Source organism: Pseudomonas arvensis (assembly GCF_056688935.1).
Genome location: NZ_CP162038.1, coordinates 5261745 through 5284935, shown reverse-complemented (window position 1 = coordinate 5284935; position 23191 = coordinate 5261745). Strand labels below are relative to the sequence as shown.

Genomic DNA, 23191 nt, shown 5'->3' with positions numbered 1-23191 from the left:
AGTAACAGGTAACAAGACATGGCAAAAGAATACAGCCGTACCCAACGTATCGGCGATCAGATGCAGCGCGAGCTGGCCCAACTGATCCGTCGCGAAGTCAAAGACCCGCGCGTTGGCCTGGTCACTATCACCGCCGTTGAAGTGAGCCGTGACGTGGGTCACGCCAAGATCTTCATCACTGTGATGGGGCAGGACAACAGCGAAGAAATCGCACAAAGCATCAAGGTGCTCAACTCTGCCGCCGGTTTCCTGCGCATGCAGTTGGCCCGCGAAATGAAGTTGCGCAGTGTTCCGCAGTTGCACTTCCACTACGACGAAAGCGTCGTGCGTGGTGCGCACCTGTCGGCGTTGATCGAGCGCGCCGTGGCTGAAGACAGCCAGCATCCGTCCACACCTGAAGACGCCAAGGAGTAAGCGGTGGCTCAGGTCAAACGTATCCGTCGCAACGTCAGCGGCATCATTCTGCTCGACAAACCCATTGGCTTTACCTCCAATGCCGCGTTGCAGAAGGTCCGCTGGCTGCTCAATGCCGAGAAAGCCGGGCATACCGGTAGCCTCGATCCCCTGGCTACCGGCGTACTGCCGTTGTGCTTTGGCGAAGCGACCAAGTTCTCGCAATACCTGCTGGATTCCGACAAGGGTTACGAAACCCTGATGCAACTGGGCAAGACCACCACCACGGCGGATGCCGAAGGTGATGTTTTGCAGGTTCGCGAGGTGACCGTTGGTCGTGCTGATATCGAAGCCGCTTTACCCGCTTTTCGTGGGCAAATCAGTCAGATACCGCCGATGTACTCGGCTCTCAAGCGTGACGGGCAGCCACTTTACAAGCTGGCACGTGCGGGCGAAGTAGTGGAGCGTGAACCGCGTTCTGTTACTATTGCGCGCTTGGAATTGCTCGCCTGTGAAGGTGAAACCGCACGCCTGGCCGTGGACTGCAGCAAAGGCACCTATATCCGTACCCTGGTGGAAGATATTGGTGAACAGCTCGGTTGCGGCGCGTACGTTGCAGAACTGCGACGCACCCAGGCCGGACCTTTCAGCCTCGCTCAGACGGTCACGCTGGAAGAGTTGGAAGCGGTACACGCCGAAGGCGGCAATGAAGCGGTTGATCGCTTCCTGATGCCATCGGACAGCGGTTTGCTGGATTGGCCGTTGCTGCACTTCTCGGAGCACAGCGCGTTCTACTGGCTCAACGGCCAGCCGGTACGTGCCCCGGATGCTCCGAAGTTCGGCATGGTGCGGGTACAGGATCATAACGGTCGCTTTATCGGTATCGGTGAAGTGAGCGAAGACGGGCGCATCGCGCCGCGTAGACTGATTCGGTCAGAATGACCGGACGAGTGTGGCTGTTAACAGGCACGGTCAACACTCATTTTTAGATACAGGGATTTGTCCCTGGCCTGTTGAAACTGCCCTTTGGGTGGTTTCCTGAAAAAAGGATTGCCTCATGGCTCTCGACGTTCAAGAAAAAGCACAAATCGTTGCTGACTATCAGCAAGCTGTTGGTGACACTGGTTCGCCAGAAGTGCAAGTTGCACTGCTGACCCACAACATCAACAAGCTGCAAGGTCACTTCAAGGCCAACGGTAAAGATCACCACTCCCGTCGTGGTCTGATCCGCATGGTAAACCAGCGTCGTAAGCTGCTGGATTACCTGAAAGGCAAGGATCTGGGTCGTTATCAGGCTCTGATCGGTCGCCTGGGTCTGCGTCGCTAATAAGCGATTGCGCTAGAGGTTGGTTGTCTGCCGTGTGTCATCGGGATTCCCGTGGGCTCATGGTAGGCTCCCAGCCTCAAGTTTTATCTGGATACACGTTTTACCCCCTGGACAAGGGTCGGGCCGATTCCCGACATTGCCCAAGAATTTCGCAAGAAAACAAGTTCCCCAAGAGCCACAAAGAAGGTAGGACACCGTGAACCCGGTTATCAAAAAATTCCAGTTCGGTCAGTCGACCGTTACCCTTGAGACAGGCCGTATCGCCCGTCAAGCCTCCGGCGCAGTGCTGGTTACCGTTGATGACGACGTTACCGTATTGGTGACCGTTGTTGGCGCCAAGACCGCTGATCCGAGCAAGGGCTTCTTCCCTCTTTCTGTTCATTACCAGGAAAAGACTTACGCTGCCGGTAAGATCCCTGGCGGTTTCTTCAAGCGTGAAGGTCGTCCTTCCGAGAAAGAAACCCTGACTTCCCGACTGATCGACCGTCCGATCCGTCCGCTGTTCCCTGAAGGCTTCATGAACGAAGTGCAGGTTGTCTGCACCGTCGTTTCCACCAGCAAGAAAACCGATCCGGACGTTGCTGCAATGATCGGTACGTCGGCTGCCCTGGCGATCTCCGGTATTCCTTTCGATGGCCCGATCGGCGCTGCCCGCGTTGCTTTCCACGAAAGCACCGGCTACCTGCTGAACCCGACTTACGAGCAACAGAAAGCATCGAGCCTGGACATGGTCGTTGCCGGTACCTCGGAAGCCGTATTGATGGTTGAATCGGAAGCCAAAGAGCTGACCGAAGACCAGATGCTGGGCGCCGTACTGTTTGCTCACGACGAATTCCAGGTTGTGATCAACGCAGTTAAAGAACTGGCTGCCGAAGCTGCCAAGCCTACTTGGGCCTGGGCTCCACAAGCCGAAGCTACCGAACTGCTGGGCGCTATCCGCTCCGAGTTCGGCGCTGCCATCTCCGACGCCTACACCATCACCGTCAAGGCCGACCGTTACGCTCGCCTGGGCGAGCTGAAGGATCAGGTTGTAGCCAAGCTGTCCGGTGAAGAAGGCCAGCCTTCTTCCAGCGAAGTCAAAGCTGCATTCGGTGAAATCGAATACCGCACCGTTCGCGAAAACATCGTTAACGGCAAGCCACGTATCGACGGTCGTGACACCCGCACCGTACGTCCGCTGAACATCGAAGTCGGCGTTCTGCCGAAGACCCACGGTTCGGCACTGTTCACCCGTGGTGAAACTCAGGCTCTGGTAGTTGCGACCCTGGGTACCGCCCGTGACGCACAGCTGCTGGACACCCTGGAAGGCGAGAAAAAAGACCCGTTCATGCTGCACTACAACTTCCCTCCGTTCTCGGTGGGCGAGTGTGGTCGTATGGGTGGTGCTGGTCGTCGCGAAATCGGTCACGGCCGTCTGGCCCGTCGTTCGATTTCCGCAATGTTGCCTGCTGCTGACGTGTTCCCGTACACCATCCGTGTTGTGTCGGAAATCACTGAATCCAACGGTTCCAGCTCCATGGCTTCCGTTTGCGGTGCTTCCCTGGCCCTGATGGACGCCGGTGTACCGATGAAGGCACCGGTTGCTGGTATCGCCATGGGTCTGGTTAAAGAAGGCGAGAAGTTCGCCATCCTGACCGACATCCTGGGCGACGAAGACCACCTGGGCGACATGGACTTCAAAGTAGCCGGTACCGCTAAAGGTGTTACCGCGCTGCAGATGGACATCAAGATCAAAGGCATCACCGAAGAAATCATGGAGATCGCTCTGGGCCAAGCCCTGGAAGCGCGCCTGAACATTCTCGGCCAGATGAACCAGATCATTGGCCAGTCGCGTACCGAGCTGTCGGAAAATGCTCCGACCATGATCGCGATGAAAATCGACACCGACAAAATCCGTGATGTTATCGGTAAAGGTGGCGCGACCATCCGTGCGATCTGCGAAGAAACCAAGGCTTCGATCGACATCGAAGACGACGGCTCGATCAAGATCTTCGGCGAAACCAAGGAAGCGGCTGAAGCTGCACGTCAGCGCGTCCTGGGCATCACCGCTGAAGCCGAGATCGGCAAGATCTACGTGGGTAAGGTTGAGCGCATCGTCGACTTCGGCGCATTCGTCAACATCCTGCCGGGCAAAGACGGTCTGGTTCACATCTCCATGCTGAGCGACGCTCGTGTTGAGAAAGTGACCGACATTCTGAAAGAAGGCCAGGAAGTGGAAGTGCTGGTACTGGACGTGGACAACCGCGGCCGTATCAAGCTGTCCATCAAGGACGTAGCAGCAGCCAAGGCTTCGGGAGTTTAATTACCCGCAGGTTTAAGCTGAACAAAAGGACCCTTCGGGGTCCTTTTTTCATGGGCGCGGGAAAGTGAAGCGAAATCAGCCGTTTAGCCCAATGCAAAAGCCGCAACTTGCATGCAGGCACGACGGCCTTCATGCAAGTTGCACGATTCCGGAAATATTCAATATTCATAAGTTGTTGTTTTATAAGGGTTTAATTGAAGGCTTCGACTTGGCACACTGCCTGCAATATCCCTGTTAACGCTGCAGCATCAAGGTTCATGTACTGCAGACTTTTAATAAAACAGGAGTTACTCGTATGAAGAAGTTCGCTCTCGCTACTGCTACCGCTCTGACTCTGGCCATGGGTGCTAACGTAGCCTTTGCTCAGACTTCCCAAGCCCCTATGACGTTGGCGGCTGGCGAAGCTACCAAGGCCAAGGAAAGCGTTTCGGATACTTGGATCACCACCAAAGTCAAATCCGACCTGCTGACCGAAAAGGGCATTCCTGGTTCGGACATCAAGGTTGAAACCAACAAAGGCGTGGTTTCCCTGTCCTCGACAGTCGCTATCTCTGACGCACAGAAAGCTACTGCTGTCGCGATCACCAAAAAGATCAAAGGCGTCACTGCTGTTTCCGCTGATGGCCTGATGGCTGGCGGTGCTACCAAAGCAGATGGCATCGACAAAACCAAAGGCGCAGCCCATGACGCCAAAGAAACCACCAGCGACACTTGGATCACCACCAAGGTAAAAGCTGACCTGGTTACCGAAAAGGGTATTCCTGGCACCGACATCAAGGTCGAAACCAATAAAGGCGTTGTTTCCCTGTCGTCGACCGTAGCCGTTAGCGAAGCGCAGAAAACCACTGCTGTAGCGATTACCAAGAAAATCAAAGGCGTTAAAGCTGTCTCGGCCGATGGCCTGAAAGCAGAGTAACGCTGGACAGTTCGTTTGACTTAAGCGGCGGCCACGAGTGAGCTAGATATCCACTCAATGCACCTCTAAGGTTCATGCGACCGACCACAAGGATGTGGTCAACTCAGGCCCCGGCACTTGTGTCGGGGCCTGTTCTATTGGGCCAGGTTATTCGGCATCCAGGTGCATAAGCGTTACCACACGGCCATCTTTCTCCGCCTGGCCCAGGTTGGCATCAATAAAGTACACGCGGTCGTCTTCCAGCTGGCCCTTGTCCACCAGGTAATCCTTGATGGTGCTGGCACGATCCTGGCCGAGTTGCCGCAGCAGCACGTCGCTATTGCTCCAGAACTTGATCACGCCGTCACGCAGCTTGGCTGACCGGTCATCGCGGCTCAGGTCTTTCCACTCCGCAGGTGGCTGTTGTTTCACGCGGGTACGGTAGATGCCTTCGAGCAACGGTGCTTTTTCGCTTTCCGGAACGACCAGCAACGACGCTTGAGCCGGGACTTTATCGCCGCGGCGCTGGAGGATTTTGTAGTAGTTGTACTGGTATTCGCGTTCCAGGCGTTCGGCGGCCAGGAAAGGGCCGTCGCTGCTGGCAGCCGCTGTGCCTTCAATTTCCAGGCGCAGGGCTGGGCGTTCCTTGAGTGCCTTGGCCAGTGTGTTCAGCGCGCTCTCGGCGTCTTTGCTCAACTCGGTGGAACCCGGGGCGAAGGACACATTGCCCAAGTCCTCCGAGCCGCCCCCGGTGACCAACCCGCCGATAAACTTGAACGGCGCTGTCGCTGCACGGACCACCAGGTTACGCAGGGTCTGCCACACAATCGGCATCACGCTGAATTGCGGGTTGTTCAGGTCGCCAGTAACCGGCAGCTCGATCGAGATCTTGCCGTCGGTGTCCTTGAGCAAGGCGATTGCCAGACGAATCGGCAAGTCCACGGCATCGGCGCTGTCGACCTTCTCACCCAGTTGCAGTTGCTCGACCACCACTTTGTTCTCGGCCTTCAACTGGCCTTTGGTGATCACGTAGTGCAGGTCGAGGTTCAGGCGGCCCTTGCGGATACGGAAGCCGGCGAACTTGCCTGAATAAGGCGTCAATGTGGTCAGCTCAACGCGTTTGAAACTGGTGGCGATGTCCAGCGCTGACATGGGGTCAAACGGGTTTACGCTGCCTTTGATCGTGACCGGCGCATAGCGGTCCACCTTGCCCTTGATATCGACGCTGGCCGGTTTGGCCTGACGGCTGTCAATCGTGCCGATCTGTCCGTTGAGCTGTTGAATGGCGGTGGCGAAGTTGGGTGTAAGACTGAAGTCGGCAAAATTGGCCGAGCCGTCGTTGATAGCAATCTGCCCGATACGAATGCCCAGGGGTTTATCGTTGCTCGCAGCAGGCTTGGCCGCCGATTTGGCACCCGTGTCGGCTGGCTGCGGGATCAGCAGGTCGTCGACGTTGGTGGTGCGGTCATCGTTGATCATGAACCGCGCATAGGGTTGCAACAGGTTGACCTTGTCGATCGACAGGCTGTTGCCGTGCTGATAGTTCAGACCCTCGACGACCAGACGCTGCCATTTGAGGAAGTCACGGGTCTTCAGGGTGTCCAAGGTGTGCAACTGGTCAACCTGCGCCCGCCCGGTAATCTGCAGCGCCAGGGGCTCGGTGCTTTTCAGGTTCACGTCGAGGTCACTGCCGAGCATGCCACTACGCAGTTCAAGACGGATAAACGGGCTGATATAGGACTGGGCGACCCGCAGGTCGATGTCCTTGGTGGTGACCTTCAACTTGGCGCTGACCGGGTTGAGGTTGACTTCGCCGGTTGCCTGGATCTTGCCTTGCTTGCCCAGGCCGCTGTCGACCTTGAGGGTGAATGGGCTCTGGTTGAGGCTGTCGAAATTCTGTACATCGACATTCAACGGGCCCAGCTCCAGCGCTACGGCTGGTTTGACCTGTCGGTCGGCCAAGTGCACTTGATAGTTGCGCAGTTGCACGTCCTTGAGCAGCACCTGCCAAGGTTTGCTTGGCGCAGCGGGTGCAGGCTTTGGCGAATCGGCGGTGGCGGGCGCCGTGGCTGGCTCCGGCGCCTTGGCTGGCTTGCTCGGTTGGCTGGCGAACAGTTTCTGCCAGTCCAGTTGCCCATCGGCTTCACGGGCGGCCCAGGTTTCCAGTTTGTTGCTGCGGATCTTGCCGACCACCACTTGCTGCTTGGCCAGGTCCACTGTGGTCTCGCTGACGTCCAGGCGCTCCAGGCGCACCAGCGGGCGGCCATCCGGCGCCTTGATGGCGAACGGCGCGATGCTGGCGGCTGTGTTTGTCAGGTTCAGCTCGGTTTCTTTGGCCAGGCTGAATTTATAGTCGGTACTGAAGTTGAGCACACCGTCTTCGAGGACCAGGGGCAGCGCGTCACGCACATACGGCCACCAGGCTTTCATCTTGCCGTCAGTGACCTTCAGCGTACCTTCGGACGTGATCGGCACCAGGCTGAAGTTGCCTTTCCAATCGATCTGCCCGCCCTCAGGGCCAGCCGCGACCAAGGTCATGTCGGCATTGTCTTCAGGCAAGGTGCTGAGGTTTTTGAGCTCAAAGTCGAGTTTGTCGTAGAGAAATTCGATCGGCTCGCTGGGGCGTAGATCCTGGAAGTGCACATAACCGCCGGCCAGCTTGATGCTGTCGATACGCAGTGGGAACGGCTTGGCGTCGGGATCGGCGGGAGAGGGTTCGCTCGCAGGCAATTTGAACAACCGCGCCAGGTTCAATTGGCCGGACTTGTCGAACAGCAGCTCGGTCTTGGGCTGATCCAATTGCACATCGGCCAGATGCAGGGCGCGAGTCCACAGGCTGTCGATCTGCAGGTTGGCGTAGAGGCGCTCAAAACCTACCTGTTCCTTGCCGGGTTCACCAATCTTCAGGCCCCATGCGGTGACTTCCAGGCTGAACGGATTGAGCTCGATGCGCTCGATCCGCGCCGGCACCGTGGCGTAATTGGCCAGTTGTTGGTTGGCAATGCGAAGGGCGATGCCCGGCAGAATCAAAAAGCCCAGCAAGCTGTACAGGGCAAGGGCGGTCAACAAGGCGCCAGTGGCGCGAATCAATCCTTTGGACATGGGGCGGCGCCATCTATATCGAACAGGAGTGCCTTGGAGTATGGCACGGGTTTTCGGTTCCGAAGAACCGGGGCTTTGGGACGTGTCCTACAGCTGGAGTATCAGTGTTTTCAGGGGTGGCTGCTGATCCTGTGAAGGAAAATCCGCCCCCGGTGTCATGATTTGCCAGTCGCGCACGGGGCGCCCGGCTTTTTCCGCACAGCGCAAGACCTGTTCGCGCCAATCCTCCATGCTGACTTTTGCCAGGTTGTTGCAGCAAATCAGCACGCCGTTATCCGCCGTCGCGAGCAGTGCGGGCTTGAGCAGGCTCTGGTAGTCGCGCAACAGGTCGACGGTGCCGAAGGCGCTCTTGGCCCAGGCCGGAGGATCGAGCAGCACCAAGTCATATTGACGCTGTTCAAGACGCGGGTAGCTCGGCAGTTTCTGCCCGCGCCGTTGGGTAATCGGCAGTCCGGCCAGCTGGCGAATCGCCGGGAAGTAGTCGGACTGCACAAACGCCATGCTCGGCAGTTTTGGGTTGAGCAGGCCGTTTTCACGCCCGACCGCCAGGTTGCCTTCAGCGAAGTCCAGGTTGCACACCTCACTCGCGCCACCGGCCGCGGCGCTCAGGCCCACGCCGCAGGTGTAGGCGAACAGGTTCAGCACGCTTTTGCCGGCACTGTGCTCTTTGACCCAGCCGCGTGTATTGCGCAGGTCGAGGAACAGTAAAGGATCCTGCCCGGCATGGCGGCCACGCACACGGTAATTGAGGCCCCATTCGTGGCCGACCAGGTCTTCCAGTGCTGCGGGTTCGGCGCGATAGACCGTGTCTTCGCGGTCGATCCGCGAGTTGCCATGGGAGCGGTCGTTGTAGACCAGCAGCAACTCCAGGCCCAGGTACTGGTTGATCAGTTGATGCAGGTCCAGCAGGTCTGCTGTTTCCAGCGACTGGTGGAAACTCTGCACCAGCAACTGCGGGCCGTAGCGGTCGATGGTCAGGCCGCCGGCACCTTCCTGGCTGCCGTGGAACAGGCGATAGCAATCGGTGCCTTGGGCGTGCAGCTCGTTGATCAGGTCTTGGCGATGATCGAGGGCGGCGCGCAGCGCCTGATTCAAAGGAGACATGGAGCGCGCCTGGCTGTAAATGAGGGCGCGAAGTTTAACAGCTATAGGGCCTTGCCTACATCAACCCCATCCGTCGGTGTGCCCGTTGTACCGAACCATTGCGCATCGCCCAGCGCAGCAGCGGCGCACTGCGCTTGACCCCGGCGCGGATCATCTGGCGTTGCATCGGGTTCTGCCGCTGACCGAGCATGGCGCTGGCCCAGTCCGGCAGCAGGTCGATTCCGGCCTGCATCATCAAGGCGCCAAACGGCTTGGCCAACGTGCTGGGCGAAGGCGCGTTCAGCAGCAGGCGCAGTACTTCGCGGCTGCGTTCGTCACACAGCAATTGCGGGCGGATGCGCTCCAGATAATCGGAAATTTCCTGCCGTGATCGCGGTACATTCCGTGCGCCCAAGCGCTCCGCTATCAAGGCGATTTCGCTGTAGTAACGATCCTGGTCGCGCCCCGAAAGCGTCGGGTTGCGATAGCGCAAATGGGCGGCGAGAAAGTTACTCACCTCCGCTACATGCACCCAGGTCAGCAGGTCCGGGTCGCTTGCCGCATAAGGCCGCCCATCCGGGGCATGGCCGACCACCTGCAAATGAATGGTGCGCACTTTTTCGATCAGCCAGTCGGCATCTTTGCGCGAACCGAAGGTAGTGCCGGAAATGAACTGCGAAGTGCGCCGCAGGCGCCCGAGCATGTCCTGGCGAAAGTTCGAATGGTCCCACACGCCGGCCAGGGCCAGAGGATGCAGGGCTTGCAGCATCAACGCACTGATACCGCCGATGAGCATGCTGCTGAAGTCGCCATGAACTTGCCAACTGACCGAGTCCGGCCCGAACAGGCCGGGATCGCCCTTGGGGTTTTCCAGGTCCAGTTGGCCCAGTGACAAGCCGGTGAGGCTCATCAGTTGGGTTTCGATACGGCTGCGGATAAATTCCATGGCGAGTCAGGGGTTCCTAGCGGTTCAGGCGTTTGTCGATCAGGCCGTCCACGACGCTGGGGTCGGCGAGGGTCGAGGTATCGCCGAGGCTGTCCAGTTCGTTGCAGGCGATCTTGCGCAAAATCCTGCGCATGATCTTGCCGGAGCGGGTTTTCGGCAAGGCCGGTGCCCATTGGATCAGTTCCGGCTTGGCAAAGCTGCCGATTTCCTTGCTGACCAGCTCCAGCAGGTGTTTTTTCAGCTCATCGCTGGGTTCCACGCCGTTCATGGGGGTGACGAAGGCGTAGATGCCCTGGCCTTTGACATCGTGGGGGTAGCCCACCACCGCAGCCTCGGCCACTTGGTCGTGGAGCACCAGCGCACTTTCCACCTCGGCGGTGCCGATACGGTGCCCGGACACGTTGATCACATCGTCGATACGCCCGGTGATCCAATAATCGCCGTCTTCATCGCGACGTGCGCCGTCGCCGGTGAAGTAGTAGCCGGGGTAGGGCTTGAAATAGGTGTCGATCATCCGCTGTGGGTCGCCGTAGACACTGCGGATCTGCCCCGGCCAGCTTGACTTGATCGCGAGCACGCCGCTGCCGGCGCCCGTGATCACCTTGCCCTGCTCATCCAGCAACACCGGTTGCACACCAAGCATCGGCTGGGTGGCGCAGCCCGGCTTGATCCGCTCGGCGCTGACCAACGGGCTGAGCATGATGCCGCCGGTCTCGGTCTGCCACCAGGTATCCACAATCGGGCAGCTTTGTTCGCCCACGGCGTTGAAGTACCAGTCCCAAGCCTCCGGATTGATCGGCTCGCCCACGCTGCCCAGTAAACGCAGGCTGGCGCGGGAGGTGTTTTCCAGTGGGCCGTGGCCCTCGCGCATCAAGGCGCGCAAGGCCGTTGGGGCGGTGTAGAAAATATTCACCTGGTGTTTATCGATGACCTGCCAGAACCGCGAGCTATCCGGGTAGCTCGGCACGCCCTCGAACATCAGCGAGGTGGCGCCATTGGCCAGCGGGCCATACACGATGTAGCTATGGCCGGTGACCCAGCCCACATCGGCGGTGCACCAGAACACCTCGCCGTCTCGGTAATCGAGCACGTATTTGAAGGTCATGGCCGCCTGCAGCAGGTAGCCGCCGGTGGTGTGCAGCACGCCTTTGGGTTTCCCGGTGCTGCCGGAGGTGTAGAGGATGAACAGCGGGTCTTCGGCGTCCATCGGCTCTGGCGGGCAATCGTCGCTGGCCGCGTCCACGGCCTGCTGGTAGTTGAGGTCGCGGTCTTCGCTCCAGTTCACGGCGGCACGGGTGCGTTGCACCACCACGACGGTGCTGACATTCGGACAACTGGCCAGGGCCTTGTCGACATTCTGTTTCAAGGCCACGGGCTTGCCGCCGCGCACGCCTTCATCGGCGGTGATCACGGTCCGACAGTCGGCGTCGAGAATACGGTCGCGCAGCGCATCCGGCGAAAAACCACCAAACACGACTGAGTGCACGGCGCCAATCCGCGTGCAGGCCAGCATGGCGTAGGCCGCTTCCGGGATCATCGGCATGTAGATGCACACGCGGTCGCCTTTATTCACCCCACGGCTTTTCAGCACGTTGGCCAGGCGGCAGACGTTTTTGTGCAGTTGGCGGTAGGTGATGGTGCAAGAGTTTGTCGGATCATCGCCCTCCCAGATGAAGGCCGGCTGATCGGCGCGCTGTGCCAGGTGACGGTCGATGCAGTTGTAGCTGACGTTCAGTTGGCCACCGGCAAACCATTGGGCCGCGCCCGTGTGGATGTCCGAGTGTTGAACGGTGTGCCAGGGGGTGGTCCAGTCGAGAAAGCCCTTGGCCTGTTCGGCCCAGAACGTATCGGGTTGCTCAATGGATTGACGATAGAGGCGCTGGTAGTCCTCTTGACTGAGTTGCGCAGCCCGACGGACGGCATCGGCGGTGGGAAACGTGCTGATATCGAACATGAGCGATCCTTATTCTTGTTTTTGCGACAAGCTATAAAGATGCACCCTGTGTGAGGAGGGTTCAAGGCCAACGTCCAAACGGACGTTGGCCCTGCGATACCTGGATCAGCCGCGGTGACGGCCGCGGAAGTAGTTGATCAGGCCCTGGGTCGAAGCGTCTTCGGCCAAGGTTTCTTCGGCGCCGGTCAGGCGGTTGTAGACGCCCTTGCCCAGCTCTTTACCCAGCTCCACGCCCCATTGGTCAAAGGCGTTGATACCCCAGATCACGCTCTGCACGAACACTTTGTGCTCATACATGGCAACCAGCGCGCCGAGGCGACGCGGGCTGATGCGCTCCACCACCAGGGTATTGCTCGGACGGTTGCCCGGGATCACCTTGTGAGGGGCCAGCTTCTGCACTTCGTCTTCCGGGATGCCCTTGTCGCGCAGCTCGGATTCGGCTTCGCTGCGGGTTTTGCCGAGCATCAGGGCCTGGCTCTGGGATAGGCAGTTGGCGTACAGCCACTGATGATGATCGGACACCGGGTTGAAGCTGACGATCGGCACGATGAAGTCGGCCGGGATCAGTTGAGTCCCTTGGTGCAGCAACTGGTGGTAAGCATGCTGACCGTTGCAACCCACGCCACCCCAGATCACCGGGCCAGTATCGGTGGACACCGGTTTGCCATCCTGGCGCACGCTCTTGCCGTTGGATTCCATATCCAGCTGTTGCAAATGTTTGGTGATGTTACGCAGGTAGTGATCGTACGGCAGGATCGCATGGCTCTGCGCACCCCAGAAGTTGCCGTACCACACGCCCAGCAGGCCCAGCAGCACCGGCATGTTCTGCTCGAACGGCGCGTTCTGGAAATGCTGGTCCATGGTGTAGGCACCGGACAGCAGTTCCTTGAAGTTGGACATGCCGATGGCCAGGGCAATAGGCAAGCCGATGGCCGACCACAGCGAGTACCGGCCGCCGACCCAGTCCCACATCGGGAAGATGTTTTCTTCGCGGATACCGAAGGCCACGGCTGCCGCGTTGTTGCTCGACACAGCAATGAAGTGGCGGTACAGCTCGGCTTCCGAGCCACCCTGGGCCAGGTACCAGGCGCGGGCGGCCTGGGCGTTTTTCAGGGTTTCGAGGGTGTTGAAGGATTTCGACGAGACGATAAACAGCGTGGTCTCGGCGCGCAGCTTCATGGTCAGCTCGTGGAACTCGCTGCCGTCGATGTTCGCCAGGTAATGGCAGCGCACGCCTTTGTGGGCGTAGGACAACAGCGCTTCGGAGACAAGTTCCGGGCCGAGGAACGAGCCACCGATGCCGATGTTCACCACGTCGGTGATGGGCTTCTCGGTGTAGCCACGCCACAGGCCGTCATGGATGCGGCCGACCAGGTCAGTGATCTGGTTCAGCACCTTGTGCACGTCCGGCATGATGTTCACGCCGTTGACCGACAGCTTGTCGCCCACCGGGCGGCGCAGGGCGGTGTGCAGGGCAGGGCGGCCTTCGGACGAGTTGACCGGCTCGCCAGCGTACAGCGAGTCGATCGCGTCCTTGAGGCCGACTTCCTTGGCCAGGCCGACGAGCAGGTCGCGGGTTTCGCTGGTGATCAGGTTTTTCGAGTAATCGAGGAAAAGTCCGCAGCTGCTCAAGGTGAATTGGGAAAATCGCTGGGGATCGGCATTGAACGCTTCGCGCATGCTGAAATCCTGCATGGCTTGGCGATGTTGATTGAGCGCTTGCCAGGCGGGCAGAGCGGTAACGTCATGAGGGGTGCGGTAGTACGCCATCGCTGCGGGTTTCCTTTTATTACGGGGACTGCCTTTAGGACACTTCAAAGCCCGGAACATCCAGTCTTATCTCAAGGAATGGGTTCCAGACAGCGCTAACTATAGCGCCGGGCGATTACATTAAACCTAGCGTGTCGATATGTCTTGGCTTTGTCTGCGCTGTGGCCGGTACTTTTTTATACCGGCACGGCGAGCAGGGCAATCGGCGGGGTGTATTGCGGGGTTTAAATGAGGTTCAGATGCAGGTTGTCGATCAGGCGGGTCGTGCCCAGGAAGGCCGCCACCAGGATGACGATGTCCTTGTCCTCGGGGGTTGCCGGGCGCAGATGCACGCCCTGGCGCACTTCGAGGTAATCCAGGCGCAACCCGGCCGCTTCGATCTGCTTGACCTGTTCGGCGCGCAGCGCGGCAAAGTCGTGGTCACCGTTCTTGATGGCGGCGGCAATCTGGCTGAGGCAGCGATACAGCACCGGCGCGATCCCACGTTCCTCTGCATTGAGGAAACCGTTGCGCGAGGACAGCGCCAGGCCGTCTTCGGCGCGCACGGTGGGCTCGCCGATGATCTGGATCGGCATGTTCAGGTCATGGACCATGGCGCGAATCACGGCCAGTTGCTGGTAATCCTTTTGACCAAATACAGCGATGTCCGGCTGGACCATGTTGAACAGTTTGCTGACCACGGTTGCCACGCCTTCGAAATGCCCAGGACGGCTGGCGCCGCACAAGCCTTCGGACAGTTGCGGCACGCTGACGCGGGTCTGGCCGGTCATGCCACCGGGGTACATCTCTTCGACGGTCGGTGCGAACAGCAGGTTGCAGCCCGCTTGCAGGAGCTTTTCCTGGTCGGCGGCGAGGGTGCGGGGATACTTGTCCAGGTCTTCACCCGCGCCAAATTGCAGCGGGTTGACGAAGATGCTGGCGACGACAAAGTCCGCTTGCTGCACAGCCTTGGTCACCAGGGTGGCGTGGCCGCTGTGCAGGTTGCCCATGGTGGGCACGAAGCCAATGCGTTTACCGGCTTTGCGGGCGTGGGCGACGGCGGATCGTAGTTCGCGTACGGTTCTTACGGTGTTCATGCAGAAAATCCGTGTTCGGCGCCTGGGAAGGTCACGCCTTTGACTTCGCTGACGTAAGCGCTCAATGCCGCGTGGATGCTGTCCTGGCCGGTCATGAAGTTCTTCACGAACTTGGGCACGCGGCCGGTAATCGACAGGCCAAGCATGTCGTGGAGCACCAGCACCTGCCCATCGGTGGCCGAGCCCGCGCCAATGCCGATCACTGGCACTTTGACGGCCTGGGTGATTTCGGCGGCGAGTTCGCTGGGCACGCATTCAAGCAGGATCATCGCAACGCCCGCTTGCTCCAGGGCAATGGCATCGGCACGCATCTGCCGCGCCTGGGCCTCATTGCGGCCTTGTACCTTGTAGCCGCCGAGGATGTTCACCGACTGTGGCGTAAGGCCCATATGTGCGCACACCGGCACGCCGCGTTCAGCCAGCAGGCGAATCGACTCGGCGAGCCACACGGCACCTTCCACTTTGACCATGTGCGCACCGGCGCGCATCAGTTTGCCAGCGTTGAGGAAGGTCTGTTCGACCGTGGCGTAGTCCATGAACGGAAGGTCGGCGATGATGAAGGCGCCGTTGTTACCGCGCTTGACGCTGGCCGTGTGGTAGGCCAGTTCATCGGTGGTCACGGGGAGGGTGCTGTCATTCCCTTGAAGAACCATGCCCAGGGAGTCGCCTACCAGCAACACCTCAACCCCTGCCTGGCAGCTGGCGTGGGCGAAGGTAGCGTCGTAGCAGGTCAGCATGGTGATTTTTTCACCTTTGAGCTTGAGGCTCTGCAAGGTGGTCAGGGTAATGTCTGGCATGAAAAAGGGTCCTCGTTCAGGCGCTTGGAAACAGCGAGTTACGCGCGTGAGTCTTCGTTTTATACAGGCGCACCGTCTTGAGAGCAGTGCTTATAAGGCCTGGATTGCGCCCTTCAGCGCCGGGTTGGCGGCAGCGGGACGCCTATAGTCGTGAGGAGGACACGGGAAGTCAATTGGATGTGTTACCGCATTGTTACGATGACGGTGTTACCGCTGTTACTGACGCGATTCAGCAAGTGGGAAAGCGATTTTGAGGGTGTAGGTGATCAAAATGTGGGAGCTGGCTTGCCTGCGATGCAGGCGCCTCGGTCTTTCAGTGAAACCGAGGTGATGCTATCGCAGGCAAGCCAGCTCCCACATTGATCGAGTCAGTTTTGGGGCAAGCGTTCCAGGCCGACAAACGGGCAGGCGGTCAGCAAGTCGTTGAGCGTTTGACCGTTGGGCAGTTGCAGCGATGCGGGCGCTAGCTCGGCCAGTGGATACAGCACAAATGCGCGCAGGTGCATCTGGTAGTGCGGGACCTTGAGGCGCGGTTCATCGATCAGTTGATCGCCAAACAGCAGGATATCCAGGTCAAGCGTGCGCGGCCCCCAGCGCTCAAGGCGTTCGCGGCCTTGGTCGTTCTCGATGGCTTGCAGCGCATCCAGCAGGTCCAGGGGCGCGAGGCTGCTGTCCAAGGCGGCGACCGCATTGGTGTAGCGCGGCTGGCCTGGGAGCAGGGAATCACTTTGATAGAAGGCAGAGACGCCTGAGACGTGGGTGCCGGGCAACTGCGCCAGCGCTTCGATAGCGCTGCGCAATTGTTGCTCCGGGGCAGCGAGGTTGCTGCCCATGCCGATGTAGATACGTTCCACGTTTATTCGCCTGCGGCGCCCGAGGCATCAGCGCTGCGTTTGCGCTTGCTGCCGCTGCGACGACGCTTTTTAGGTCCTTCGCCGACACCATCACCCTTGCTGCCGAGGTCGCGAATCATGTCGCGGCGCTGGCTGTCGTTGGCGTCCTGGTAGTCGGTCCACCATTCGCCCAGGCCATCGGTCTGCTCGCCGGCACTTTCGCGCAGCAGCAGGAAGTCATAGCCCGCCCGGAAGCGCGGGTTGTCCAGCAGCAGGTCGGCGCGCTTGCCGCTACGGCGGGGCAAGCGTTCCTGCATGTCCCAGATTTCGCGGATCGGCATAGTGAAACGTTTCGGAATGGCGATACGCTGGCACTGTTCGGCGATCAACTCGTGGGCGGCTTCCTGCATCGCCGGAATCGGCGGCATGCCACGGTCCTGCAAACGCAGTACGCGTTTTGGCAGGGCCGGCCACAACAGGGCAGCAAACAGGAACGCCGGGGTGACCGGTTTGTTCTGCTTGATGCGCAGGTCGGTGTTGATCAAGGCTTCGCTGATCAGCGTGTGGGTATAAGTCGGGTTGTGTTCCAGTGCCTCGGCGCTGGCCGGGAACAGTGGGTCGAACAACTGCAGGTCCACGAGCATCTCAAATGTGTCGGCGGCGTAGCCCGACAAGAACAGCTTGAGCACTTCTTCGAACAGGCGCGCGGACGGGATTTCCCGCAGCATCGGTGCCAAGTCGCGAATCGGCGCGGCAGTGTGTTTCTCGATGCCGAAGTTGAGCTTGGCGGCAAAACGCACGGCCCGCAGCATGCGCACCGGGTCTTCCTGGTAGCGCTGTGTCGGGTCGCCGATCAAGCGGATCAGGTTGTTACGGATATCGTGTACGCCATTGGCGTAATCGAGGATGCGCTCGCTGACCGGATCGTAATACAGGGCGTTGATGGTGAAGTCACGGCGTTGCGCGTCTTCTTCCAGGGTGCCGTAGACGTTGTCGCGCAGAATGCGCCCGCTCTCGTTGCGCGAAGACTGATTGGTGTCTTCCTCGTCATCGTTTTGCGGGTGACCGGCGCGGAACGTCGCGACTTCGATGATTTCGCGACCGAAGTGGATATGCACCAACTTGAAACGCCGACCGATGATCCGCGCATTGCGAAACTCGGCGCGGACCTGCTCAGGCGTGGCGCTGGTGGCGACGTCGAAGTCCTTGGGCGTGATATTGAGCAGCATGTCGCGTACGCAGCCGCCCACCAGATAAGCCTGGTAGCCGGCGTTCTGCAAACGTTCGACGATGTTCACCGCATAACGGCTGAACTGAGCGCGCTGCAATGAATGCTGATTGCTGTTAAGCACTTCAGGCGTGCTGCGAATGTGTTGCGTACGACGCAAGGGAGAACGGAATGACTGGAACAACTTCTTCAGCATGGGATGCACTGTTTGAAGGAATGTTCGGCCATAACGAAGAATGACCGCATGATGGGCGGGGATTCTAGCATTTAGTCAGGGGATGGTGTAGGAACAAGCTACAGGCATTGCGCCATAAGCCTTTGAAACGTCAAATTCCAGAAACTACAAGGGGAGCCGAAGCTCCCCCAGAAGTAGTTGCGTGCTCTATTTTTATTATTGGTTTCGGGCTTTTTGTTTTTGTTGATCGCCCTCGCCATGAAGCTTCACCTTCATGACACTCCCAGTCGGGAGTCAAGAGCAAACGGATTGCTTTGGTCGCTGTGTTGCTGATCTACGATCCAACCAGTTCAGGCTCTGCCTTAGGGCAGTTTTTGTTGTTCTCGGCCTGGTTGCGGGGCAAGCCCCAAATGCAACGCCTCTCCAAAAGAATCAGTTAGCTGCGCCTCCGCCGTGTTGTTTTTGTTATGCGTGAGTCGATTCGTCTTATTTTTATTGTCTTGTACAAAGCTTGTTATTGTTTTTGTACTAAGCATATAGCAGGGTGCGTGCCAACTTTTGCGAGGCCCAATAAAACCGGGGGGTTGAGGGGTTTTCGGGTTTTTGACGGACCAAAAAAAGCCGGGGCTCCGTTACCGTAAGCCCCGGCTTTTGTTACGCAAAAAATCAGCGGTAACAGTTTTTTCACATTACTGGGTGTTACCTGTAGGGGCGACCCCCTCAGCTTTCGCTGGCCACACCGGTCTTGCGGCGTGGAATACCCAGGCGCTGGCGCCGTTCCCACAGGCATTTGCGGCTCACGCCCAGTTTGCGTGCCAATTCGGTCTCGGTCATGTGGTCCTGATGCTCAAGGACGAAGTGCTGGAAGTAATCCTCCAGTGACAAATCCTCTGTCGGCTCATGGCTGGTATTGCTGGCGCCCTGTTGCGGGGCCAGACCCATGAAGTCGTCGTCTTCCAAGTCACTGAGCTCGATATCGATACCCAGCAGCTCGGCGGAAATTTCCGGGCTCTCCGACAGAATCACCGCGCGTTCTACCGCATTCTCCAACTCACGTACGTTACCCGGCCACGAGTAATGTCGAATGGCCTGCTCGGCGTCCGGTGCAAACTTCAGGTCGGTACGGTTGATGCGCGCACTCTGGCGCAGCAGGAACGCGCTGGCGATCTCGTTGACGTCGGCGCCGCGTTCACGCAGAGCCGGCAGCTTGAGTGCGATCACGTGCAGGCGGTAGTACAAGTCTTCACGGAACTGGCCGATCTTGGCGAGGCTCTTGAGGTCCCGGTGGGTCGCCGCGATCAGGCGCACATCGACCTTCTGGGATTGCACCGAACCCACCCGACGAATTTCACCTTCCTGCAGCACGCGCAGCAAGCGCGCTTGTGCTTCCAGTGGCAGCTCGCCGATTTCATCAAGGAACAGCGTGCCGCCGTCCGCCGCTTCCACCAGGCCCGCACGTCCGGCGCTGGCGCCAGTGAACGCGCCTTTTTCGTGGCCAAACAGTTCGGATTCGATCAGGGATTCGGGGATCGCCGCGCAGTTCACCGAGATCATCGGCGCCTTGGCGCGTTTGGACAGGTTGTGCAGGGCGCGGGCCACCAATTCCTTACCGGTGCCTGACTCGCCCTGGATCAATACATTGGAGTCGGTAGGCGCCACTTTGCGGATCTTGCTGTACAGGTCCTGCATCGGTGGGCAGGAGCCGATGATGCCAATCTCGCCGTTGCTGTTGTCGACACCCGGTTTTTCGGCAGCCTTGCCGGCGGGCCGTTGTTCGGCTGGCGCGCTGCTGGCCGACTGACGGTCACGCAGGATGCGCGCCACGGCCTGGAGCATTTCATCGTGGTCGAAGGGTTTGGCGATGTAATCCACCGCGCCCATCTTCATGGAGTCCACTGCCGAGCGCAGGCTGGCGTAGCTGGTCATGATCAGCACGGGCGTGCCCTGGCCAAGCTTGATCAGTTCGGTGCCCGGCGCGCCAGGCAGGCGCAGGTCACTGACAATCAGGTCGAACGTGGGAATGCTGAAACGCTCTTGGGCTTCCTGCACCGAGCCGGCTTCGCTGACTTGGTACTGGTTACGTTCAAGCAGGCGACGCAAGGCAGAGCGGATAATGGTTTCGTCTTCGACGATCAAAATGTGCGGCATTGATTCAATTCTCTCGACGGTCTCAGTTCACAGCGGACGTCGCTTCGACATGACGCGGCAAGGTCACCCGAATACGGGTACCGCGTTGGCTTTCGGTGTCAGCCGGGCTGTCGATGGTGATTTGTCCATAATGCTCTTCAACGATGGAATAGACCAGTGCAAGGCCCAGACCGGTACCTTCACCTGGATCCTTGGTGGTGAAGAAGGGTTCGAACAATCGGTCCATGATGTTCTGTGGAATGCCGCTACCTTCATCTTCGACGATCAGATCGACCGTGTGTTCGAAAGCCTCGGTCTTGACGCGTACTGCACCACCAGCCGGTGTTGCGTCGCGGGAGTTGGACAGCAGGTTGATCAGTACTTGGGCCAGGCGTTGTGAGTCGCCATCGACCCAATGATCGGGGTCGCACAGGTTGAAAAACTGTACTTCGAAATTGCGTCGGTTCAAGGCGAGCAGCCCAATGGCATCCTGCGCCACTTCGGCCAGACAGACGGCTTCGTCCTGATTCTGATGGGCGCCGGCATGGGCAAAGCTCATCAGCGACTGCACGATGCGTGACACGCGTTTGGTCTGTTCGAGGATTTGCCCGCTGATCTCGGTAATTTCGCCGTCTTCTTCGCGCTCTTCGCGCAGGTTTTGCGCGAGGCAGGCAATACCGGTGATCGGGTTGCCAATCTCGTGGGCCACACCCGCCGCCAGGCGCCCAATACTGGCCAGGCGCTCGGAGTGCACCAGTTTGTCTTCGAGCATCTGGGTTTCGGTCAGGTCTTCCACCAACAGCACCAGGCCGCTGTTACCGGGGGCGAGGGGTTCGTCGATGGCGGCTTTGTGCAGGTTGAGCCAGCGGGTCTGGCCATCCAGGGCCAGATGTTGCTTGTGCAAGTGTTCGTCGGGCAGGTTGATAAAACCCTGGAGCAACTCTTTCCATGGATCGCCGAGTGTATTCAGGCGCGAGCCGACGACGCGCTGGGCGGCGATACCGGTGAGTTCTTCCATGGCTTTGTTCCACATCAGGATCTCCTGATCCTTGGCCAGGGAGCACACGCCCATGGGCAACTCTTGCAGCGTCTGGCGATGGTAGCGGCGCAAGGCATCGAGCTCGGCGGCAAGGCCCGTGAGGCGTGAGTGGTAATCCTCCAGCCGGCTCTCGATGAAATGGATGTCTTCGGTAACGTAGTTTTCGCCGCCGGCCTTGTAGGGCAAAAAGGTCTCTACCATGTCCTGGGACACGCTGGGGCCCATCAGGCCGGACAGGTTGGCTTCGATGCGGTCGCGTAACCGGCGTAGCGCATACGGGCGCCGCTCGTCGAATGGCAGGTAGAGATCGCGCAGCGCCTGTTCAACTTCTTTTTGCGCGGCTTTGGCGCCCAGGGGCTTGGCCAGTTGAGTGGCGAACTCCTGGGGCGAGGCCGCATGCAGTTCGCGCCGTTGCGGGCGACGTACGTTATCCACCGCGCATGCTTCGGCGGCGCTGGTTTCTTCGGGGCTGGCGTTGGTGAACAGCGAGATCAGGGTGAACATCAGGACGTTGGCGGCCAACGAAGCAATCGCGGCCATGTGCCAACTGGTGTCGTCCAGCACGTAAATCATGTTCAGCAGCGGGATGTAGAAACCCTGCAGGTTGCCGACCAGCGGCAACAGCATGGTGACGATCCACACCAGAATTCCGGCGAGCAGGCCCGCGATAAACCCTCGGCGGTTGGCCGTCGGCCAATACAGCACCGACAGCACGCCCGGCAGGAACTGCAAGGTGGCGACAAACGCGACGATACCCAGGTTGGCCAGGTCTTGCCCGGCGCCGAGTAACAGGTAAAAACAGTAACCGGCCATGATGATCGCGACGATCAGCGCGCGGCGCGTCCACTTCAGCCAGCGGTAGATATTACCTTCGGCCGGTGGCTGATAAAGCGGCAGCACCAGGTGATTGAGTGCCATGCCGGACAGGGCCAGGGTCGTGACGATGATCAGCCCGCTGGCCGCCGACAAGCCGCCGACATAAGCGAGCAGCGCCAATGCCGGGCTATTGGCGGCAATGCCGATGCCAAGGGTGAAATATTCGGGGTTGGTGGTGGCGCCCAACTTGAGGCCGGCCCACAGGATCAACGGCACTGCCAGGCTCATCAGCAGCAGGAACAGCGGCAACCCCCAACTGGCGCTGACCAGCGAGCGCGGGTTGAGGTTTTCGGTAAAGGTCATGTGGTACATGTGCGGCATCACGATCGCCGAGGCGAAAAACACCAGCAGCAGCGTTCGCCATGGACCTTCCTGCAGCGGAGTGTGGAGGGCGGCGAGGGCGGTCTGGTTTTGCAGCAGCCACAGTTCCAGCTGTTGCGGGCCGTCGAACACGCCATACAGCGCATAGAGGCCGACGCCGCCGATGGCGATCAGCTTGATCACAGACTCGAAGGCAATCGCAAACACCAGGCCTTCATGTTTTTCGCGGGTGGCGATATGGCGTGAGCCGAAGAAGATCGTGAACAGTGAAATCAGCGCGCAGAACGCCAGGGCCACCCGATGCTGCACCGGCTCACGGGTGAGGATGCTGATGGAGTCAGCCACCGCTTGTATTTGCAGGGCCAGCAAGGGCAGCACACCGATCAGCATGAACACCGTGGTCAGGGCCCCGGCCCAGGTGCTGCGAAAGCGGAAGGCAAACAGGTCGGCCAGGGACGACAGCTGATAGGTGCGGGTGATTTTCAGGATCGGGTACAGCAATACCGGCGCCAGCAAAAACGCGCCGGACACGCCAAGGTAGCTGGAGAGAAAGCCGTAGCCGTACTGATAGGCCAGGCCCACGGTGCCATAGAAGGCCCAGGCACTGGCGTACACGCCGAGGGACAAGGTGTAGGTCAACGGATGGCGAATGATCGCCCGCGGAATCATTCCGCGCTCACTGATCCAGGCAACGCCGAACAGTGCGGCCAGGTAGGCGGCGCTGATCAGCAGCATCTGGGTGAGGCTAAAGCTCATCGGCATCTTTTTGGCTCTGCAGGATGAAGGTCACGACGATCAGGATCAGCCACAGCAGATAAGGGCGATACCAGGCGCCCGTGGCGTCGATCCACCAATCCATGATGGCGGGAGAAAACAGGTAGATCCCGACGACCAGCAGCAGGACCAATCGATAGATGTACATGTTGGCCTCTGATTAAAAAACTGCG

17 protein-coding genes are annotated in these 23191 nt (G+C 59.4%); 5 read left to right on the top strand and 12 right to left on the bottom strand.

Translation table 11 applies throughout. The annotated features are described in order from the left end of the window. Nucleotides 1-18 precede the first annotated feature (18 nt). From rbfA to AB3G88_RS23960, 5 genes are all read left to right on the top strand, one after another. Entirely contained in the window at nt 19-414 is a 396-nt protein-coding gene (gene rbfA, locus AB3G88_RS23980; RefSeq protein ID WP_003176137.1) for a 30S ribosome-binding factor RbfA, read from the top strand. A gap of 3 nt (nt 415-417) precedes the next feature. Continuing rightward, nucleotides 418-1335 (top strand): tRNA pseudouridine(55) synthase TruB, encoded by a 918-nt coding sequence (gene truB / locus AB3G88_RS23975; RefSeq protein WP_099584794.1) that lies wholly within the window; start codon nt 418-420, stop codon nt 1333-1335. A 115-nt stretch (nt 1336-1450) separates the two neighbouring features. Continuing rightward, entirely contained in the window at nt 1451-1720 is a 270-nt protein-coding gene (rpsO, locus tag AB3G88_RS23970) for a 30S ribosomal protein S15 (RefSeq protein ID WP_003176135.1), read from the top strand. A 196-nt stretch (nt 1721-1916) separates the two neighbouring features. Next, nucleotides 1917-4022 (top strand): polyribonucleotide nucleotidyltransferase, encoded by a 2106-nt coding sequence (gene pnp / locus AB3G88_RS23965; protein WP_099584795.1) that lies wholly within the window; start codon nt 1917-1919, stop codon nt 4020-4022. Between the two features lie 295 nt (nt 4023-4317). Continuing rightward, the gene (locus AB3G88_RS23960) at nt 4318-4938 is read left to right on the top strand and encodes a BON domain-containing protein (protein ID WP_099584796.1); all 621 of its coding nucleotides are present in this window, start codon (nt 4318-4320) and stop codon (nt 4936-4938) included. Between the two features lie 147 nt (nt 4939-5085). Here AB3G88_RS23960 and AB3G88_RS23955 read toward each other — a convergent pair whose 3' ends face one another. The 12 genes from AB3G88_RS23955 to AB3G88_RS23900 all read right to left on the bottom strand — a co-directional run bounded on the left by AB3G88_RS23955 (nt 5086) and on the right by AB3G88_RS23900 (nt 23166). Then, nucleotides 5086-8019 (bottom strand): DUF748 domain-containing protein, encoded by a 2934-nt coding sequence (locus AB3G88_RS23955; protein WP_480451938.1) that lies wholly within the window; start codon nt 8017-8019, stop codon nt 5086-5088. An 87-nt stretch (nt 8020-8106) separates the two neighbouring features. Continuing rightward, on the bottom strand, nt 8107-9123 hold the full coding sequence (locus AB3G88_RS23950) for a class I SAM-dependent rRNA methyltransferase (RefSeq protein WP_112196759.1): 1017 nt from the start codon (nt 9121-9123) through the stop codon (nt 8107-8109). Between the two features lie 55 nt (nt 9124-9178). Next, entirely contained in the window at nt 9179-10048 is an 870-nt protein-coding gene (locus AB3G88_RS23945) for an oxygenase MpaB family protein (RefSeq protein WP_099584799.1), read from the bottom strand. 16 nt (nt 10049-10064) lie between these two features. Next, complete coding sequence (acs, locus tag AB3G88_RS23940) at nt 10065-12002, bottom strand: acetate--CoA ligase (protein WP_480451935.1); 1938 nt, start codon at nt 12000-12002, stop codon at nt 10065-10067. Nucleotides 12003-12107: 105 nt separating this feature from the next. Beyond that, nucleotides 12108-13772 carry a glucose-6-phosphate isomerase gene (gene pgi, locus AB3G88_RS23935; RefSeq protein WP_099584801.1) on the bottom strand — a complete coding sequence of 555 codons (1665 nt, stop codon included), beginning with the start codon at nt 13770-13772 and terminating at the stop codon, nt 12108-12110. 224 nt (nt 13773-13996) lie between these two features. Beyond that, a complete protein-coding gene (panC, locus tag AB3G88_RS23930; RefSeq protein ID WP_250925254.1) occupies nt 13997-14848 on the bottom strand; it encodes a pantoate--beta-alanine ligase in 852 nt (283 codons plus the stop codon). Next, on the bottom strand, nt 14845-15645 hold the full coding sequence (gene panB, locus AB3G88_RS23925; RefSeq protein ID WP_099584803.1) for a 3-methyl-2-oxobutanoate hydroxymethyltransferase: 801 nt from the start codon (nt 15643-15645) through the stop codon (nt 14845-14847). Before panB ends, panC begins: the two co-directional genes overlap by 4 nt. A 368-nt stretch (nt 15646-16013) precedes the next feature. Continuing rightward, entirely contained in the window at nt 16014-16499 is a 486-nt protein-coding gene (gene folK / locus AB3G88_RS23920) for a 2-amino-4-hydroxy-6-hydroxymethyldihydropteridine diphosphokinase (RefSeq protein ID WP_112196756.1), read from the bottom strand. Nucleotides 16500-16501: 2 nt separating this feature from the next. Next, nucleotides 16502-17902 (bottom strand): polynucleotide adenylyltransferase PcnB, encoded by a 1401-nt coding sequence (locus AB3G88_RS23915; RefSeq protein ID WP_099584806.1) that lies wholly within the window; start codon nt 17900-17902, stop codon nt 16502-16504. Between the two features lie 699 nt (nt 17903-18601). Further along, complete coding sequence (locus AB3G88_RS23910; RefSeq protein WP_099584807.1) at nt 18602-20029, bottom strand: sigma-54-dependent transcriptional regulator; 1428 nt, start codon at nt 20027-20029, stop codon at nt 18602-18604. Nucleotides 20030-20051: 22 nt separating this feature from the next. Further along, nucleotides 20052-23006, bottom strand: coding sequence for a sensor histidine kinase (locus AB3G88_RS23905; protein ID WP_160385051.1), 2955 nt, complete (start codon nt 23004-23006; stop codon nt 20052-20054). After that, on the bottom strand, nt 22990-23166 hold the full coding sequence (locus tag AB3G88_RS23900) for a hypothetical protein (protein ID WP_003176118.1): 177 nt from the start codon (nt 23164-23166) through the stop codon (nt 22990-22992). Before AB3G88_RS23900 ends, AB3G88_RS23905 begins: the two co-directional genes overlap by 17 nt. Nucleotides 23167-23191 lie beyond the last annotated feature (25 nt).

What these genes read in the sequence shown, in the direction of transcription:
- rbfA (WP_003176137.1), top strand. Translation starts at nt 19, where the DNA reads ATGGCAAAAGAATACAGCCGTACCCAACGTATCGGCGATCAGATGCAG.
- rpsO (WP_003176135.1), top strand. Translation starts at nt 1,451, where the DNA reads ATGGCTCTCGACGTTCAAGAAAAAGCACAAATCGTTGCTGACTATCAG.
- AB3G88_RS23960 (WP_099584796.1), top strand. Translation starts at nt 4,318, where the DNA reads ATGAAGAAGTTCGCTCTCGCTACTGCTACCGCTCTGACTCTGGCCATG.
- AB3G88_RS23955 (WP_480451938.1), bottom strand. Translation starts at nt 8,019, where the DNA reads ATGTCCAAAGGATTGATTCGCGCCACTGGCGCCTTGTTGACCGCCCTT.
- AB3G88_RS23950 (WP_112196759.1), bottom strand. Translation starts at nt 9,123, where the DNA reads ATGTCTCCTTTGAATCAGGCGCTGCGCGCCGCCCTCGATCATCGCCAA.
- AB3G88_RS23945 (WP_099584799.1), bottom strand. Translation starts at nt 10,048, where the DNA reads ATGGAATTTATCCGCAGCCGTATCGAAACCCAACTGATGAGCCTCACC.
- acs (WP_480451935.1), bottom strand. Translation starts at nt 12,002, where the DNA reads ATGTTCGATATCAGCACGTTTCCCACCGCCGATGCCGTCCGTCGGGCT.
- pgi (WP_099584801.1), bottom strand. Translation starts at nt 13,772, where the DNA reads ATGGCGTACTACCGCACCCCTCATGACGTTACCGCTCTGCCCGCCTGG.
- panC (WP_250925254.1), bottom strand. Translation starts at nt 14,848, where the DNA reads ATGAACACCGTAAGAACCGTACGCGAACTACGATCCGCCGTCGCCCAC.
- panB (WP_099584803.1), bottom strand. Translation starts at nt 15,645, where the DNA reads ATGCCAGACATTACCCTGACCACCTTGCAGAGCCTCAAGCTCAAAGGT.
- AB3G88_RS23915 (WP_099584806.1), bottom strand. Translation starts at nt 17,902, where the DNA reads ATGCTGAAGAAGTTGTTCCAGTCATTCCGTTCTCCCTTGCGTCGTACG.
- AB3G88_RS23910 (WP_099584807.1), bottom strand. Translation starts at nt 20,029, where the DNA reads ATGCCGCACATTTTGATCGTCGAAGACGAAACCATTATCCGCTCTGCC.
- AB3G88_RS23905 (WP_160385051.1), bottom strand. Translation starts at nt 23,006, where the DNA reads ATGCCGATGAGCTTTAGCCTCACCCAGATGCTGCTGATCAGCGCCGCC.
- AB3G88_RS23900 (WP_003176118.1), bottom strand. Translation starts at nt 23,166, where the DNA reads ATGTACATCTATCGATTGGTCCTGCTGCTGGTCGTCGGGATCTACCTG.